Raw genomic sequence first — 17,145 nt, 5'->3', positions numbered from 1 at the left:
AACTTGACCATCAGGGATGCGATCTGCGTGCCAGTTTTATTAAGTAATTGATTTAAAATAATAAATTTTAAGTTCGGCATTTGTTGCCGGTCTTTTTTGCTGTGGTTTGACTGAAAGTGCCGTTGCCGACTGCCGTTATGGGCAAAGGATTGCCGGGTGGTCGGGGAGCTCGGCAAAACATGTCCGGTTTGCAGGGTCGTAAAGGATCATCTGACAATTGCGCCACAAGCCGGATACTCCGATCCGGCAATTTATTCCGGGATGGCCACGACAAGCTATTGCTTTGCGTGCCCGGGCTGAGCATATGGCGCTGAGATGGTGATATTTGCCGCTGTGACAAATCACCAATAGACCGAAACGCAACATATTTTTAACGTGATAGCGTTATGGCTTTTAATCCGGCACAGTGTTTGCTGGATCAGGAAGATAGAACTTCAAACGCAGGAATTCGCGAAGCGATGGGTGACGACGTCGACGAAATCGAAATGGACGAGGGTGGCGGTGGCCGAAGCAAGAAGATGCTGGTCGTGGTCATTCTGCTTGTGCTGCTTTTGCTGGGCGGTGCTGCGGCGGCGTATTTCACCGGCATGCTTCAGCCGGTGATAGACATGCTGACCGGTGGCGGTGGCGAGCAGACTGAGGAAGTCATCACAGAAGATTCGATTGAAAATGACCCGGGCGTTCCGGAAAATGTCGGCTTTGTCGACTTGCCGGAAATTCTGGTCAATCTGAATACCGGTGGCGGAAAGCAGAGTTACCTTAAAATCCGTGTCAGTCTGGAAGTCGCCGATCAGGGAATGCTGCCGCAGGTCGAACAGATGATGCCGCGCATTGTTGACAACTTTCAGGTCTATCTTCGCGAACTGCGTCCAGAGGATCTTTCCGGCTCCGAAGGGATGTTCAGATTGCGCGAAGAACTTTTGATCCGGGTGAGTGCCGCAGCCAAGCCTGCGAAAATAAACGACGTTTTGTTCAAGGAAATGCTGGTACAATAATCTTGTAGCAGCCCGAGTGCCAAATTCAGGAAGCAATCGCTGATGGCTGATGAAGACGAAGATGATGATGCTCTCGCCGCTGAATGGGAAGCCATGGCAGGCGGCGATGACGAGGGTGGAGACGACGGCGGCGAGGACATGGCCGCCGAATGGGAATCCATGCTCGGCGATGATGACGGCGACGATGATGGCGGCGGCGACGATATGGCCGAAGCCATGGGCGGCGGCACATCTGCGCGCGTTCTGAACCAGGACGAAATTGACAGTCTTCTCGGCTTTGATGACGGTTCGGGTGCAGGCGATCAGTCGGGTATTCAGGCGATTATCAACTCGTCGATGGTGGCTTATGAACGACTTCCGATGCTTGAAGTCGTGTTCGACCGCCTTGTGCGTATGATGTCGACGTCCTTGCGTAACTTCACATCCGATAACGTCGAAGTCTCGCTTGATAACATCCTGTCGCTGCGTTTCGGTGATTACCTGAACTCGATCCCGTTGCCGGCGATGCTTGGTGTTTTCAAGGCAGAGGAGTGGGATAACTACGGGCTGCTGACCGTCGATTCAGCGCTGATTTATTCCATCGTGGACGTTCTTCTGGGGGGGCGTCGCGGTACGGCGGCCATGCGTATTGAAGGTCGTCCCTACACAACGATCGAACGTAACCTTGTGGAACGTATGATCCACGTGGTTCTTGGTGATCTTTCGGCTGCGTTTGACCCGCTAAGCCCGGTGACATTCCGCTTTGAGCGCCTTGAAACCAACCCGCGTTTTGCCACCATTGCTCGTCATGCCAACGCCGCCATCGTGGCGAAGCTTCGCATCGACATGGAAGACCGTGGTGGTCGACTTGAACTTCTGATCCCTTATGCGACGCTGGAACCGGTTCGTGAACTTCTGCTTCAGATGTTCATGGGGGAAAAGTTCGGTCGTGACTCCATTTGGGAAAACCACCTCGCAAATGAGCTGTGGCAGACCCATGTTAATCTATTGGCTGTTCTTGATGAACAGATCATGGCGCTTGGCGATGTCCTCAACCTTGAAGTTGGGAACAGACTGGTTCTTAATACTGGTCCGACCTCGCCTGTCGAGGTCCGCTGCGGGGATGTGCCGTTGTTCAAGGGGTTGATGGGGCGCAAGGGTGACAGGATTGCCATTCAGGTTCGTGATCGTGCGCGCATAAACGAGGAAGACTAGCTGATGGACTTCGCGTTCTATCTGGATCTTGTGATGATCGTGCTGTTGGGGGCAACGATTGTCTATGCGATTATTCTGAACCGCAAGCTGGCAGCTTTTCGGCGTAGCCGCGAAGACATGCAGAACTTCCTGACCGCTTTCAATGCCGCCAATGAGCGCGCCGAAACGTCGATCACCGCCCTTAAGGAAATGGCGGAGCAGTCTGGCGAACGGCTGCGCGAGGATATTGAAAAGGCCAGCGCACTGAACGAAGACCTGAGCTTTATGGTCGATCGCGGTGAAAGCATCGCCAACCGCCTTGAAAAGGCTGCGCGCGACGTTAATTCCGTGCGCCGTACCGCTGGAAACGCGGCCGACGGCATGGCTGCGGGCGGTGATGGTGGAAAATCGGCCGGGGCGGGTAATGCCGGTCTTGGGCGGATGAAGGCGGCCAAAGACCGCAATGATGTCATTGACGACCGTGATCGCGTCGGTGTTGAAACCCGTGCCGAAGAACTTGCCGCCAGAATGGTTGGCGAGATCGAGCGCGGGGGAAATGGCCCGGTCGATGATGGCTATGACCGCGAAGAGCCCGCGCGTTCGGGGGGATCGTATGGCAGTCGGGCGGATGTGTCCGATCCTTATGATCAGGATGAAGATGCTGGGCGTTCCGAGGCAGAACGTGAATTGCTGGCGGCCTTGCGGTCGGTTCGATAAGAAGTTTCAAGCAACGAATTTGCGTTGTTGTCGGTCTTGAGATTACGAGTTTTCTATATATCTAATGGGTAGGATCCCGTTCCACTGGAACGGACAGAAATCAATCGGGAAGGAGCATGGGCACTTTGTGCCGACATGCTTGGGTGTGTGAATGTCAGGTGTGCGTATTCTGCCGTTGGTCGTTCTGGTTGGCGTGATGGTGCTTTCGATGCGGGTGGTCAACCTGTTTTCGTATGACTCCGCCAAGCCGGAAACGGCAGAGAATAAAGGTGTCAGCGTGGTGCAGATGGCCCAGGCGCAGGCACCGGCACCCGATCCTGCTGCCGAACAGGCCGCGACACCGGAAAATGGTGATCCGGGTCTGGATAACCCGGAAGCGCTTACCATGGAAGGTGAGCCGATTGACGGTGTCACGGGTAACCCCGACGTGCCGCCGATGCTGGGCGGCGATCCGACGCTTTTCACCCAGGAAGAAATTGACCTGTTGCAGAACCTGTCGGTCCGCCGTGTCGAGCTGGACCGCAAGGAGCAGCGCCTTGACGAACGCGAAAGCCTGATTGCCGCCGCCGAGGCGCGCATCGATGCCAAGATCGAGGAAATGAAATCCCTTAAATCGGCCATCGAAGGTCTGGTCGAAACCAAGGAAGCGCAGGAAGACGATCGCATCAAAAAGCTGATCAGCGTTTATGAAAAAATGAAGCCGAAAGATGCGGCACGCATCTGGAACGATCTTGATATGGATATTCTTCTGCAGGTCGCACTGGGCATGCGCGAAGCGAACACGGCAGCCGTTCTGTCAGAAATGACACCGGATCGTGCGCGCGCGCTGACGTCCGAGCTGGCCTACAAGCAGGATATCAACATGTTGCCGCTTCAATAGCGGAACGCTGCAAAGGATTGACCGCACGGCCCGAATGGGAAAGAGTGGCCGTTGGGGGAGAATTTTTGAGCGAAGACAACGTGGTGGCGAATTTAATCGTGGGTTAAACATCTTGATTAACCAATATTAAATAGGTACATCACGATTATTAGGGGCCTTGTTACTATGCGGAAGTATGGTAGGCAAGGGTGGGAGATCAGATAGCTGATGGAGTTGTGAATGGCCGTCGATCCGAATATGCCGATCCTGATTGTGGATGATTACAAAACCATGTTGCGTATCATCCGTAACCTTCTGCGGCAGCTCAACTTTACGAATATTGAAGAAGCGACCGATGGTAGCATGGCGCTTCGCAAACTGCGTGAGGCTCCGTTCAGCCTCGTGATTTCCGACTGGAACATGGAGCCGATGACCGGTCTTCAGCTTCTGAAGGAAGTCCGCGCAGACGCAAAACTGAAGGATATGCCCTTCATCATGATCACCGCTGAAGCCAAGACCGAGAACGTGGTCATGGCGAAAAAGGCAGGCGTCTCCAACTATATCGTCAAGCCGTTCAACGCAGAGACGTTGAAAGGCAAGATGAAGACTGTCATTGGTGATTTCTGATCAGGAGCGCGGGGCAGGTGTCCCGCGATACCGCTATGTCTAAGGCGACCAAAGACGAACTACGTCAGTTGTTGAATGATCTTCAGGCTCGCCTTGACGGTGATGACCTGAAGGTCGAACAATTGTCCGATCTGATGGATCAGTTGTCGCGCTTTATGGGCGATAAACCGACCGATGATCAGAAACGTTTGTTTGGCGAGCTCGATGAGCTTTCCGGCATCATTCGCAAGATGAAATCGGAAATCGCCTCGCTTCGTCCGGACGATATCAAGGCCGAGTACATCCCCAACGCAACCGACGAGCTTGATGCCATCGTCGATGCGACTGCCGGGGCGACGCACGAAATCCTTGATGCCATGGACACGCTTGAAGAATTCGCAAGCACCTTGCCGCCAGAACAGGCTGAAATCGTGACCAGTGCAACGATGCGCGTCTACGAAGCCTGTAACTTCCAGGATATCACCGGCCAGCGCACCACCAAGGTGATCAAGGCCCTGAAATCCATCGAAGAACGGGTTGAAGGGCTTGTGACGGCATTTGGTGATGAAATCGCCAAATATGCTGCCGCCAACCCGCGGAAGAAAAAAGAACTGGAAGGCGAAGAGGCTTTGCTGAACGGTCCGCAGCTTGAAGGAAAAGGCGTAACGCAGGCCGACATCGACGCGATGTTTAACTAAGTGGCGTTATCATGGCGGAGATAGAGGACGATGGACCGACACCACCTTCCCCCCCTACAAACGGGGCAGTGGCGTTGTTTCTGGCGCTCTATCTTCTTCTGCTAGCCTTTTTCATTCTGCTCAATACCATTTCGACCTTTGAAGAGGTCAAAACTCGCGAAGTGCAGGAAAGCCTTTCCTCGGCATTCGCGGCCATTCTCCCGCCGACAACCAGTCTGCAGACTGTGACCTCCATCGAGGGGCCAACGGTATCAGCACAGGAAACCCAGGACAAGCTGGGGCATCTTTTTGAAACCGCCATCAAAGTGGTCCGGGTTGAAGTTATTCAGCCGGGCAAGCTGATGGAGGTCATCATGCATGTCGATCAGCTGTTTGATACCAATTCCATTCTGGTCCGCGAAAGACAGGCCGATTTCATGCGCCAGCTTGCCGAAGTGCTGGCCGATGACGATGGCTATGCCTCCTACGAGATGGAAATGGTCATGGGCAGCCAGATCGAAGACAAAGGCACCATCCAGATTGAAAACAATCTTCAGATCGCCCAGGCCGGATCATTTGCCCGCGAACTGACCGATGTCGGCGCACCCGAAGACCGTTTCTTTGTCGGGATTGACCCGGGTGCCGACCCGTTCATCGTGACGTTCCGTTTTTTCTGGAATTTCGGTCCCAAGGAAGCGCCGGAACCGATCAATCGTAACGGCAATGGAAATGAAACGCCCGCCGCAACGCCGACCTCCACGACGCCGGACTCTGGCGCGAATGGCGGTGGTTCGGGCGGGCAGACGGGTGCTGTCGCGCCTCAACAATTCATGATCCCGCCGGCAAATGGTGGCGCGCAGCCATCCATTTCCCAGCCGATCCCGCTTGGACCGCAAGCATCGGGAGGTGGCGGATGAGCGAAGACGCACCACGCAAGCCAGAGGTCAAGGGCCCACCGCCCTGGATGCTTAGTCTGGCGGATCTGATTTCGCTGCTGCTAACATTCTTTGTCATGCTGTTTGCCATGTCCAAGGTCAAGATCGATCGCTGGGACGAGGTCGTTGATGCCTTGTCGCAATCGATCAAACCGTCGCCGGTCGAAGATACTGACGAGCCGATGGCGAACATGAACATTCCGCGTGTGTATCGCAAACCGGCAATGAACCTTGATTATCTCAGTGCCGTGATTGACGACGCGATTGATGACAACCCGGTGCTGGGGGATGCGCGCATGTCGCGCGAAGCCGACAAACTGGTGATTTCCCTGCCGGGTGATATTCTGTTTGTTGCCGGTAGTTCGGATATGACACCCAAGGCGCAACAGGCCTTGTTTGTGCTGGGCGGGGTGTTACGCAATATCGGTAACCGTATCGGTGTTCAGGGGCATACTGATCCAAGGCCGCTTAGCGGGCGTGGGCAATATGCATCGAACTGGGAACTTTCGCTGGCCCGTGCCGGGGCTGTTGCCAACGAGTTAAAGCAATCCGGTTACACAGATTACATAAATATTTACGGATTTGCGGCATCAAGATACGACCAGCTTCCCAAACTCTTGGATGAGGAGGCGCGATTTGCAATGGCGCGCCGAGTCGACATTGTAATCGAGCCTCACGGGGGAAGCGGGATCGGAGGCACGTAAGTATGGCGAAACTTGCCGTGCGCATCCTGCTGGCGGTTGCAATTGCGACCACCACGGCAATGGTTTTGCCTTATAGCGGAATGCGCCCTGCAATAGCCCAGGTGGCGGACCCTGTTATCATCCGCTCCGGGCTTCATAACGGGTATGGCCGAATTGTTCTGCAATGGAACGAGCCGGTCAACTACACCGCCGAGATCATCGGCGACCAGTTGGTCGTGCGGTTCGATCAGCCATTGGTGGCTTCGTTGCGCGGTGTTCTGACGCCGGTTTCGCGCTATATTTCCGATGCATTCTTTGATCCCGACGGTCGTACAATCGCCTTTGTGCTGAGTGATGATTACGAAGTGCGCGCGTTTAACGTCGGCAGCAACGTTGTCCTGGACATCCTCGATAAACCCGACGCACCGGCACCCTCCGTACCGACACCCCCGGCGCGTCCCGCGCAGGAAGACCAAACCCCTGAAATAACCCCGGCACCTACAACCCCGGTTGAAACGGTTGCCGATAACCCGGCAGAACTGGCAGAGCTTGACGTGCGGGTTGGACGCCATCCCACCTTCTATCGTCTGGTGTTTGACTGGCCAAACCGCACCGATTACGTCCTTGAAGGGGCGCAAGGCGCGCAAACCATCGCGTTTGATGCGCCGGCCCGGATCAATGCCAACGATATTTCACGACGCCTGCCCGAAGGTGTGCGTGTGCGCCAGGGCGACACCAATCCGCTGGATGTCGTTGTCGAAACGACCCCGGCACGGCAACTGCGCCATTTCCGGTCTGGTAACAAGGTTGTGGTTGATATTATGGGCGTGCAGCGCGCCCCGGCAACCACCACCGCGCAAACCCGGACGACAGACACGCCAGAGGCCGGGGTGACAACCCCAGCGCCGCCTGCGCCCGCAACCCCGTCTGCAACTGCGCAGAACGAAGATGCGGCGCCGGACGTTCCCGATGCAGGCGCACCAACGTCCGAAGAGGGCGCGCTTGACCCCAACTCCCCCGAAGCCCTGGCACAGGCCGCGCAGAACGCAGGCAATACCGTTCGAACCAACGGGCAGGCGCCGATCGAACGGCAAAGTATCGGCGATCTTGTCGTCACCGTTGATCAGACCGCGACCGAACTGACGCTTGGTTTCCCGTTCGGACAGCCGGGCGGGGCGGCGGTATGGTCGCGCGCCGGGTTCTTGTGGTTGGCGTTTGATGTACGTGCCAATCTCAACCTTGATAACGTGCGACAACAGGCCGCCCAGATCGTCGGCGTTGTCGAACAGATCGAAAGCCCATACGCAACGATTGTCCGCATGACAATCCCCGAGGGTATCGGCCTTTATACCGGCCGGAGTGAAACGGGTGATTGGCGCATCACCATGCAGCAAGGCATCATGCAGCCGGTTGAAAAGCTGGGTCCGTCGATTGAGTTGGATGAACAGACCCGTGCGCGCCTGATCGTACCCCTTGAGGATGTCGGGCCGATTATCCCGATTGATGATCCCGAAGTCGGCGACACTTTGCGTGTGACCACGACAACCCAGAACGGCTATGGCATCGAGGTTGCGCTGCGCTATCCGGAATTTGAAGTTCTGCCTTCTGTTCAGGGCGTGGTCGTTGCCCCGATGAATGACAGCGTGCAGGTCGCCGGGCGCGATGATGGGCAGGCCGTGATTGTTACCGCCGAAGATGGCCTTAACATTTCACCGGAAGGTGCACGGTTGCTGGCCTCGGCAACCGGCGTGCGCGCGCAAACAGGCGACGGTCGCGAAGGGCTTATTTTCGAGTTGGATGACTGGCGGCGCGGTGGTCTGGATCAATACAATAAAACCATCCGTGGGCTGCGGCGGAAAATTGCAGAATCCGGTGACGAGCATCGCAATAAGGCGCGTCTTGATCTGGCCCAGTATTATCTGGCAAACGGATTGGGACCCGAAGCAGCTGCCGTGATTTCCGCAATGGAACACGATGATCCGCTGATTGCCCAGCGATTGCAGTTCCGTGCCCTTAAGGCTGCGGTCAAGTTCCTGAACCGGGAATACGAAGAGGCCGAACGCCTGCTGGAAGATGAACGCCTGCGCAAGATCCCCGAGATGCAGCTTTGGCGGGCAGTGACTCTGGCGGCGCGCGGGCGGCCGAACGAAGGTGCGCGCGACCTTCTAGAAAGTGTCCATATCCTTGATTACTACCCGCCCGAATTGCTGTCGCGTCTGGTGCCGATTGCAACCGAACAGGCCTTGATCGTCGGCAACCCCGAAGCGGGCATGGACATGATCGAAAAGATGCTGGTGACCCCGGGTCTTTCCGAAAGCAAGATCATGGATATCCAGTATCTTAAGGGTATTTTCGAAGAAGAAGCTGGCGAGCTTGAACAGGCTGTTGCGACCTGGGATCAGGTGGCAGAGGGTGAAAACCGCAAGGCGCGTGCGCATGCGATCTTTGACCGCACCGAACTTCTGATGCGGCTTGAACGCCTGACGGTCGAAGATGCGATTGAGCAGCTTCAGAAACTGCGTTTTGCATGGCGCGGTGATGCGTTCGAGATGGCGTTGCTCAAACGGATTGGCGAACTGCAGATCGAGAACAAGGATTTCCGCGAAGGGCTTAATACCCTGCGTCAGGTTGCGATCTTCTTCCCGAATATGCCGGTGGCGACCGAGGCGACCGACATGATGCACAAGACTTTTGAAAACCTGTATCTCGGCGAGGAAATCAATAATATCTCGGCGATCAAGGCGGTTGCGCTTTATGACGAGTTCCGCGAACTGACGCCGGCGGGTGACAAGGGCGACGAACTTATTCGCCGTCTTGCCGACCGCATGGTTGATGTCGAACTGTTTGAACGCGCCGAGGAACTCCTTGAACATCAGGTCGACTTCCGTCTGACCGGGGTGGAAAAGGCCCGGGTCGGGGCGCGACTGGCATTGGTTTATCTTCTTGATAGCAAGCCCGAGGAAACCATCCGCATCATCGACGAGACCGAAGTGCCGGGCGTTTCCGACGAACTTGCCACCCAGCGTCGACACCTTCGGGCGCGTGCCCTGCTTGATACGGATCGCGGTATTGAAGCAATTGCATCGCTTGAAGGCGACTATTCGCGCAATGCCGAATTGCTGCGGATCGATCATTATCGCAATACCCGCGATTACATGTCCGCCGCCGAGACGTTCCAGCGACTGGTCGGTGAAGAACCATTCGATGAAAACGGTATCTCGGATGAGCGTGGCCGATACATGCTCAATTGGGCGGTTAATCTGGCGATGGCCGGGCAGGAACGCACCCTTAACATGCTCAAGCGGCGTTATGGCGAAGTCATGGCGCAAAGCCCCTATGCCGAGGCCTTCAGCCTGATCACGTCTTCGCCGACCCAAGGTCTGATCGATTACCGGACGCTTGCCGATCGCGTCGACGAAGTAGAAGAGTTCCAAGGTTTCCTTGCAACCTATCGAGACCAGTTGGAAAAGTCGCAGCTTAGTGCTATAAATTAACGTTCAATAACTATATGGTGGCGCCTTTTTCGCCCAAAGTGGGTGTAAGCGCTATGATTCTGTTGGTTTTTTTTGAGCGGTGAAGAGTGTAGTGCTGTGATGGATCGTGCACTTAAAATGGTCTATTACGATGAGGCGAATGTTGAAAAAGACATTTTCGCCCAGCTTTCGCTTGCCCAAAAGCATTATCTGGGCGACGGCATGCCGCGTGATGAGTCCGCGACCCGCCGCATCCTTGACCAAATTCACAGACAGAGCCGTGCTTTTGCGGCGGTTTGCTATGGCTATATGCGCAGCAAGGGACTCGGCGTTGCCGAGGATCTTGGCGAAGGTCAGCAATGGTACCGCGAAGCGGCCTATTGGTTTAACGAAGAAGCTGCCGCTGGTGGACCGGTATCGGCAAACAACCTTGGTTATCTCTATGCCAAGGGGCTTGGCGTTCAGGAAAATGCCGAAACGGCGGCACACTGGTTTGAAGAGGCGATCGAGTTCGGCTCAGTCGCAGCGCTTTACAACCTTGGTGTTTGCTATCTGAACGGTTGGGGCGTGCCGCAGGACGACGAAAAGGCTGTCTCCTATTTCGAACGCGCCAGCGAACTGAATGACCCGTCTGCTGCCAGCGTTCTGGCATACCTTTATCTTGAAGGCCGCGGGGTTCGTCGCGATCCGTCGAAATCGTTCGAGTTTAACATGCGCGCGGCCCGTGCCGGCAGTGTCGAGGCCGCATCGGCCCTCGGCTATGCCCTTGGTGTCGGGCTTGGCGCTGAACGCAATATCGCCGAAAGCATCAGCTGGTTTGAACTCGCCGCGAGCGAGGGGGATGCCTATGCCCAGGCCAACCTTGCGATGTATTTCTGCCATTCATCGGATTTGAAGCTGTTTGACCGTGGCTGGAAGATGTTGAGCCATGCGGTTAATCAGGGGGATGCATCTGCGAAATATCAGATGACCCAGATCCAGATTTTCGGTGTGCCGCACCGCGAACCCGATTACGCCAATGCGCTGGATCTTGCCATGGATCTGGCCGAGCTTGGCCATCCGGGCGGCTATCACCTGATCGGTGTAATGTACGAACATGGCCTCGGCGTGCCGGTTGATATGGTGCGCGCGGCGACCTGGTATGAACGTGCCGCCCGCAAGGGATCGGCAAATGGTCAGGCAGCACTTGGACGTCTTTATGCGATTGGCAGTGGCGTCGAACAGGACAATATTCTAGCCTATTACTGGCTGAAAATGTCGGCACCGACCGAAGGCAGCCAGGCGCAGCGCGAAATGGGGGCAATCCATGCCCGCATGAGCGAGGACGAACGCAAGGTAGCCGAAAAATACGTGGCGGAAAATCCCGGCCCGCGTCGCGGCAGCTTTGGCCTCAAGCCGCTTGAACAGGATGTTTTCAAATCCGGCCGCCGCCAAGGCTAGGACCGGATATCCGTTGGGCGCCAAAGCCCAAGTCTAGGGAAGACCAAAAGCCGTCCTGCGCTGCAGGCGGCTTTTTTATTTGCCGGTTGGGTTGGAGCGATGGTGTTGTTGCCAACGGTGCCCGATACATCAGAACTAATCCATTGATGCCATCTGAATTTGAGTTATGGTTTTAAAGTCAGTTCGTTAACCCCACTAATTTCCGAGTTCCGCCGCAACACCCGGTGACCGAGGTCCAAATGCAGGATGATCTGACGTCGGTCTGGGAAGCGACCGCGACTAACGCCCCCGAAACGCAAAAGCCCGAAGGCGAATACGCTTGTGATGTCTTGGTTATCGGTGGCGGGTTCACCGGCATGTCCTGCGCGCTTCAACTGGCCAAGGGCGGTGCATCGGTCATTCTGGTTGATGCGGTGCGCCCCGGTTTCGGGGCATCAGGTCGTAATGGCGGGCAAGTCATTCCGGGGCTTAAGCACGACCCCGACAAGATCGATAAGCTTTATGGCGAATACTCGACCGAGTTCGCGGGCAAAACCGCAGAGACGACCTTTAATCTGATCAAGGAAAACGACATCGACTGCGATGCCACGCCACGTGGCTGGATACAGGGTTCGGTCAAGCGCGATCACCTTGGCTGGTTGGAAACCCGCATGGGCGAATGGCAGACACGCGGTGCGGATGTCAAAATGCTCGATACCGCCGAAATTCAGTCCCTTTCGGGAAGCCAGCGCCTTGTCGGTGGTTGGCTCGATAACCGGGCAGGCCAGCTTCATCCGCTGAAATACATTCGCGGCCTGACGCGGGCAGCCCAAGCGGCAGGGTGTCGGGTATTTGCGCCTGCACCCGTTCAGCGCGTTAAAAGCATTTCCGGGAAATGGCATGCCGAGATTGGTGATGGCACGGCATCCATCACAAGCGACCATCTGGTGGTTGCGACAAACGCCTATTCCGGCGACCTGTTTCCAAAGTTGCGCAAAAGCCTGATCCCGGTAAACAGCTTTCAGGTGGCAACAGCGCCACTCAGTGAAGAGCAGCTTGCGACAGTGCTGCCAACCAAAACACCCGTCTCCGACAGCCGCCGGATTGGCAATTATTTCCGCATCGGTCCGGGCGGACGCCTGATGATCGGGGGGCGGGGATCCTTTGCTGATCCCGTCAGTCGCGCGGCCTTCAACGGGATCATCTCGGAACTTCATGCCTATTATCCGTGGACGAAGTCAGTTCCGATTGAGTTTTGCTGGGCGGGCCGCCTTGCCATGACCTATGACCATTTGCCGCATATTCATCGCCCGGTGGACAATATGACGATGGCGGTTGGCTATAACGGGCGCGGGGTTGCTTTGTCGACGTCACTGGGCAAGGCAATTGCCGATAACCTGTTGGCGCCCGATACGCCGTTGCCCCTGCGTTTCAGTGACATCAGCCCGTTGATTGCCCATGACATGCATCGTACCTATGCGACGATGGCAATCTGGTATTATCGCCTGCGCGATTACCTCGAAAGCTGAGATAAGCTGTTTTTCTGTTGTCTGGGATGCGACGTTTTTGGCCCGTCGGCTCAGAGCCTATTCCCTCTCGGTTTCTCGATTTTGCCGATGAACTTTTTCTGTCCAGTTAGGAAAGGATCGCAGGGCGTAGCGGTGCTACGGTCTAGATCGTTGACGCGGCGGGACAGAAAAAGTTCACGGCCCGACGGGTTTTTGTTTGACGACGTTTCGCAGCGTTACATCGCTCGAACGATGCGCCGCATCGCCCTTTGCGATGTGCCTTGCCAAACGCTTCGTCAAACAAAAACAAAATCCGAGAAACCGAGAGGGAATAGGCTCTAACCGCCGAAACTCTCGACCAGTGATCCGGCAATCAGGTACCAGCCATCCACCATCACAAAGAAGATCAGTTTGAACGGCAGGGAAATGATGACCGGCGGCAGCATCATCATACCCATCGACATCAGGATACTGGCGACCACCATGTCGATGATCAAAAACGGAATAAACAGCAAGAAGCCGATTTCGAACGCACGGCGCAATTCACTGATCATGAAGGCCGGGATCAGCGAGCGCAGCGGGATGTCGTCGGGGGATGTGATTTCATCGATCCCCGCCAGATTGACGAACAACTGAAGATCACGTTCGCGGACCTGGGTCATCATGAAATCATGAACCGGTTTGACGGACCGTTCGAACCCTTCGAATTCATCGATGTTGCCATTGATCATCGGCTCCAGACCCTCGTCCCAGACGCGTTCCAGGGTTGGCATCATGATAAACAGGGTCAGGAACATGGCCAGACTGATCAGAACCTGGTTCGGTGGCGATTGCTGAATGCCAAGGGCGGTTCGAAGCAGGCTGAGAACCACAATAATACGGGTAAAGGACGTCACCATCATCAGGATGGCCGGCGCGATGGACAGAACCGTGATCAGGCCGATCAACTGGATCAGCCGTCCCGATGATGTCACCCCGGGGCCGTCGCCAAGATCAAAGTTGAATGATTGCGCATGAACGGTATCGCCGCCGGCCATGATGGCGATCAGCGGGATCAGCGACCAGATTGCGCAAAGCGTTAACCAGCGCGGCGCGCGCCAACCAGTTTTGGTCGGTTTCACATCCTGGGTGCGTGCTGATGGTGATGGGATGCCACGGTTCATGCAGGCGCATTCCTGTCAGTCTGATCGATGTCTTTTGGGCTGTCGGCCGTGATCGAGCTATCCGAAGATGCGGGGATTTCATCGGCAAGGCTCTGATTGCCAAGGATTTCGCTGAATTGTGTGCCGATATTACGTTCGATCACGGTGTCGCCATTCGGGCCAAGCATGACAAGATGTTCAGTGTCATCACGTTTGAGCAGAACCAGACGGCGTTTGGTATCGACCGGGACGACCTCAACAACGGCCAGGCGTCTTTTTACACCACGGCGGTTGATGTTGCGTGCACCGGGTACAAACCGTCGTGCCAGAAGGGCAAACACGCCAATAATCCCCAGCACAAAAAGCAGGGCGGCCACAAACCGGAAATAGGCGCTTAGTTCCATCAGGCAGTTTTCCCCGTCGACAACCTGTGACGCTCAGTCGGCAGGTTGATCTTGAAACGATCACCTGCCTTCGTGTTTCTGTTTACCGCGCCGTGCAAGTGCAGGCAAGGCAGCATCCACATGCACTGCCCCCAAAGGTCGGTTTCAAGGGCCGGTTTTAAATCAGCACCTTAGTAGACTGGACCTATTTCGTGCGGGCGGCCTGCGCATAGGCATTTGTTGCCTGTGCGGTGTTGCTGATGCCGCGCAGCTGGCGCTGGATGTCGCTATATTCCTGCTGCATGCGGGTTTCGAACTCTGCCAGTTCCTCGCTCAATGCGGCAAGCAACGGGGCAACATCCTGACGCTGGTCCGGGGCCATGGTGCGGGCCTTCTCGCACAGATCGGCAATGCGGCTTTCAAGCGCTGCCAGTTCAACCACCTTGCCGTCTTCAAGGTATCGCTGTCCGGTGCGGATCAATGACAGGACGCGCTTCAGGTCGTTCTTGAACTGATCGGGCTTGTACTGTTCTGGGCTCATGATGGGCCTTCCCCGTTTACGTCATTATTTGGTGTGGCCATGATCTGATCTTCGGGATCTGACTGGCTGCGCGACGGACCGCCATAGATGCGATTGATCCGGTATATATAGTTCAAAATCTCGGCGACGGCTGCAAAGGCTTCGAGCGGGATTTCGCTTTCAACATCGACAGCCATCAGAATTTCGGTCAGGTCACTGTCCTTGCGGACCTTGATGCCGTTGGCAAAGGCGACTTGCAATATCTGTTCCGCAACGCTGCCTTCACCCTTGGCACTTAATGTCGGGGCATTATCCTTCCCATGCCGATACCGCAGCGCGACCGCCTTTTGGTCATGCGCACCCGGTGCGGCAAGATTTTCCGTCCTGCTTGCCGGGGTGTCGGTAATGTCATAGGTGGGCTTTTTCCCGCTCATTCGGTTCTTCAACTCAGGACGGTTTGCCGTGTCAGTCTGCGGCGATCAACCTCAATAGCGTCGACCATAGACCCAAGATGGTCAACAAATCGTTGTCGCCGACAACTGCGATGAGTAGCCGCGCAAACGACCGTCAGATGACACAGTCGATAATCATCGGGCTGAGATGTTTTGGATGCGGGATGTCAGTGGGGTGGGTATTTAAGCGATAAGCGGGGCGGAGGTATAAGGCCTAATCGTCGCTGGAATCGCTCTTTTTCTCGGACGCGGTCTTGTCGGATGATCCGACAGTGCCGAGGTGGCGAATAAGATCTTCGCTGACCGCTGCCGAACGGTTTTCTTCCTGAATGCGATCATAAAGTTCGCGACGCAGAACCTGAACATCTTCGGGGAAGGTGAAGCCGAGCTTTACGGTCTTGCCGCGCACCTCAACGACAGTGACTTCAATATTGTCATCAATGACAACGGAGTCGCCAACTTTTCGTGTGAGATAGAGCATGCAATGTCCCGGTTTCGATAGATAGATGACAAATATAATTCGTCAGATGAGCTCAATATGCCCGGTTTCATACTCGGGGTCTAGTACCCGCAGTGATTAGAACGAAATGCGGGCAAATTCAACGCTGTTTTTATGTTTGGCACGCTACGTGCATTTGTATTGGCAGGATTTATCGGGGCGGCAAAAACGGCCCTTCGAACGATCCGGGTCCGATCAGGGCGTGATGTTAACTTCGGCTTTACCCGCGCACTCAATACTGCAAGACGCGCAGACAAGGAGCAGGAAATGGATATCGGCAAACTTGGCATGTTCGCCAACCTCAAAGAGAAGATGGACTGGCTGACTCAGCGTCAGGAAGTCATCGCGCAGAATATTGCTAACTCCGATACGCCGAACTACCGCGCCAACGATCTTAAGGAATTCGACCCGAAGAATATCGGCCGCGACCGTCAGTTCATCCTTGCGATGCAGGCGACCACGCCGGGCCATAGTCAGGGTCTTAACAAACCGCAGAACTTCAAGGACGAGGAAGTGCGCAAGAACTATGAAGTCGCACCGGGCAAAAACGCCGTCATCCTTGAAGAACAGATGGTCAAGATGAACGAAAACCAGGTCGATTATCAGACCATGACCCGTCTGTATGCCAAACAGAAATCAATGTTCATTTCGGCCCTTGGCCGCATTTAACCTGTCGTTAGAGAGTAAGAACCATGGAACTTTACAAGGCTTTTAAAATCTCGGCTGCCGGTATGCGCGCACAGGGTACCCGTCTTCGTGTTGCGGCTGAAAACGTTGCCAACGCAGACAGCCTTGCAACGGCACCGGGGCAGGAGCCCTATCGCCGTAAGCTTCTGACGTTTAAAAACGTCATGGACCGCGAAGTTGGCGTTGAGATGGTCAAGGTCAATAAGGTGATGCCGGATCGCTCTGATTTTGGTATGAGATATGAACCAAGCCATCCGGCAGCAAACGATCAGGGCTATGTTCAGACCCCGAACGTTGAAACGCTGGTCGAAATGATGGATATGCGCGAAGCACAGCGTTCATACGAGGCCAACCTCAATGTGATCCAGTCATCGCGCAGTATGTTGCTCAAGACCCTTGATATCCTGCAGTAGGCAG

Annotated in this window: 18 protein-coding genes; 13 read left to right on the top strand and 5 right to left on the bottom strand. The window is 55.4% G+C overall.

What is annotated here, in order from left to right:
• Positions 1–458 precede the first annotated feature (458 nt).
• The 11 genes from DY252_RS17375 to DY252_RS17325 all read left to right on the top strand — a co-directional run bounded on the left by DY252_RS17375 (position 459) and on the right by DY252_RS17325 (position 13,066).
• A complete protein-coding gene (locus DY252_RS17375) occupies positions 459–995 on the top strand; it encodes a flagellar basal body-associated FliL family protein (protein ID WP_008890398.1) in 537 nt (178 codons plus the stop codon).
• 42 nt (positions 996–1,037) lie between these two features.
• Positions 1,038–2,189, top strand: a complete 1,152-nt coding sequence (gene fliM, locus DY252_RS17370; RefSeq protein WP_063087511.1) for a flagellar motor switch protein FliM — start codon at positions 1,038–1,040, stop codon at positions 2,187–2,189.
• Between the two features lie 3 nt (positions 2,190–2,192).
• Positions 2,193–2,885: a DUF6468 domain-containing protein gene (locus tag DY252_RS17365; RefSeq protein WP_064788594.1), complete on the top strand. Its 693-nt coding sequence runs from the start codon at positions 2,193–2,195 to the stop codon at positions 2,883–2,885.
• Between the two features lie 151 nt (positions 2,886–3,036).
• The gene (locus DY252_RS17360; RefSeq protein ID WP_064788593.1) at positions 3,037–3,765 is read left to right on the top strand and encodes a MotE family protein; all 729 of its coding nucleotides are present in this window, start codon (positions 3,037–3,039) and stop codon (positions 3,763–3,765) included.
• Positions 3,766–3,984: 219 nt separating this feature from the next.
• A complete protein-coding gene (locus DY252_RS17355) occupies positions 3,985–4,371 on the top strand; it encodes a response regulator (RefSeq protein ID WP_008890394.1) in 387 nt (128 codons plus the stop codon).
• Positions 4,372–4,406: 35 nt separating this feature from the next.
• On the top strand, positions 4,407–5,048 hold the full coding sequence (locus DY252_RS17350; protein WP_064788592.1) for a protein phosphatase CheZ: 642 nt from the start codon (positions 4,407–4,409) through the stop codon (positions 5,046–5,048).
• 11 nt (positions 5,049–5,059) lie between these two features.
• On the top strand, positions 5,060–5,944 hold the full coding sequence (locus DY252_RS17345) for a flagellar motor protein MotB (protein ID WP_231959694.1): 885 nt from the start codon (positions 5,060–5,062) through the stop codon (positions 5,942–5,944).
• Positions 5,941–6,666, top strand: a complete 726-nt coding sequence (locus DY252_RS17340) for an OmpA/MotB family protein (protein ID WP_008890391.1) — start codon at positions 5,941–5,943, stop codon at positions 6,664–6,666. Before DY252_RS17345 ends, DY252_RS17340 begins: the two co-directional genes overlap by 4 nt.
• A 2-nt stretch (positions 6,667–6,668) precedes the next feature.
• The gene (locus DY252_RS17335; protein WP_064788591.1) at positions 6,669–10,139 is read left to right on the top strand and encodes a tetratricopeptide repeat protein; all 3,471 of its coding nucleotides are present in this window, start codon (positions 6,669–6,671) and stop codon (positions 10,137–10,139) included.
• A gap of 99 nt (positions 10,140–10,238) precedes the next feature.
• A complete protein-coding gene (locus DY252_RS17330) occupies positions 10,239–11,558 on the top strand; it encodes a tetratricopeptide repeat protein (RefSeq protein WP_008890389.1) in 1,320 nt (439 codons plus the stop codon).
• 224 nt (positions 11,559–11,782) lie between these two features.
• Positions 11,783–13,066: an NAD(P)/FAD-dependent oxidoreductase gene (locus tag DY252_RS17325; RefSeq protein WP_064788590.1), complete on the top strand. Its 1,284-nt coding sequence runs from the start codon at positions 11,783–11,785 to the stop codon at positions 13,064–13,066.
• Positions 13,067–13,383: 317 nt separating this feature from the next.
• Here the strand turns inward: DY252_RS17325 and fliP are convergent, their stop codons facing one another.
• From fliP to csrA, 5 genes are all read right to left on the bottom strand, one after another.
• Positions 13,384–14,208, bottom strand: a complete 825-nt coding sequence (fliP, locus tag DY252_RS17320) for a flagellar type III secretion system pore protein FliP (RefSeq protein ID WP_174713885.1) — start codon at positions 14,206–14,208, stop codon at positions 13,384–13,386.
• Positions 14,205–14,591 carry a FliO/MopB family protein gene (locus DY252_RS17315; RefSeq protein WP_063087527.1) on the bottom strand — a complete coding sequence of 129 codons (387 nt, stop codon included), beginning with the start codon at positions 14,589–14,591 and terminating at the stop codon, positions 14,205–14,207. Before DY252_RS17315 ends, fliP begins: the two co-directional genes overlap by 4 nt.
• Before the next feature lie 184 nt (positions 14,592–14,775).
• Complete coding sequence (locus tag DY252_RS17310) at positions 14,776–15,111, bottom strand: flagellar protein FliT (RefSeq protein ID WP_008890385.1); 336 nt, start codon at positions 15,109–15,111, stop codon at positions 14,776–14,778.
• Positions 15,108–15,524, bottom strand: coding sequence for an EscU/YscU/HrcU family type III secretion system export apparatus switch protein (locus DY252_RS17305; protein WP_008890384.1), 417 nt, complete (start codon positions 15,522–15,524; stop codon positions 15,108–15,110). Before DY252_RS17305 ends, DY252_RS17310 begins: the two co-directional genes overlap by 4 nt.
• 232 nt (positions 15,525–15,756) lie before the next feature.
• The gene (csrA, locus tag DY252_RS17300) at positions 15,757–16,023 is read right to left on the bottom strand and encodes a carbon storage regulator CsrA (RefSeq protein ID WP_008890383.1); all 267 of its coding nucleotides are present in this window, start codon (positions 16,021–16,023) and stop codon (positions 15,757–15,759) included.
• A gap of 285 nt (positions 16,024–16,308) precedes the next feature.
• On the opposite strand from csrA, the gene flgB reads away from it, so the two are divergent.
• Positions 16,309–16,710: a flagellar basal body rod protein FlgB gene (flgB, locus tag DY252_RS17295; RefSeq protein ID WP_008890382.1), complete on the top strand. Its 402-nt coding sequence runs from the start codon at positions 16,309–16,311 to the stop codon at positions 16,708–16,710.
• Positions 16,711–16,733: 23 nt separating this feature from the next.
• Positions 16,734–17,141: a flagellar basal body rod protein FlgC gene (flgC, locus tag DY252_RS17290; RefSeq protein WP_063087529.1), complete on the top strand. Its 408-nt coding sequence runs from the start codon at positions 16,734–16,736 to the stop codon at positions 17,139–17,141.
• Positions 17,142–17,145: the final 4 nt, after the last annotated feature.

Origin of the sequence: Thalassospira indica (assembly GCF_003403095.1) — a bacterium.
Taxonomy (GTDB): domain Bacteria; phylum Pseudomonadota; class Alphaproteobacteria; order Rhodospirillales; family Thalassospiraceae; genus Thalassospira; species Thalassospira indica.
Note: the sequence above shows the minus strand (reverse complement) of the source record. Positions and strands in the feature narration are given on the sequence as shown.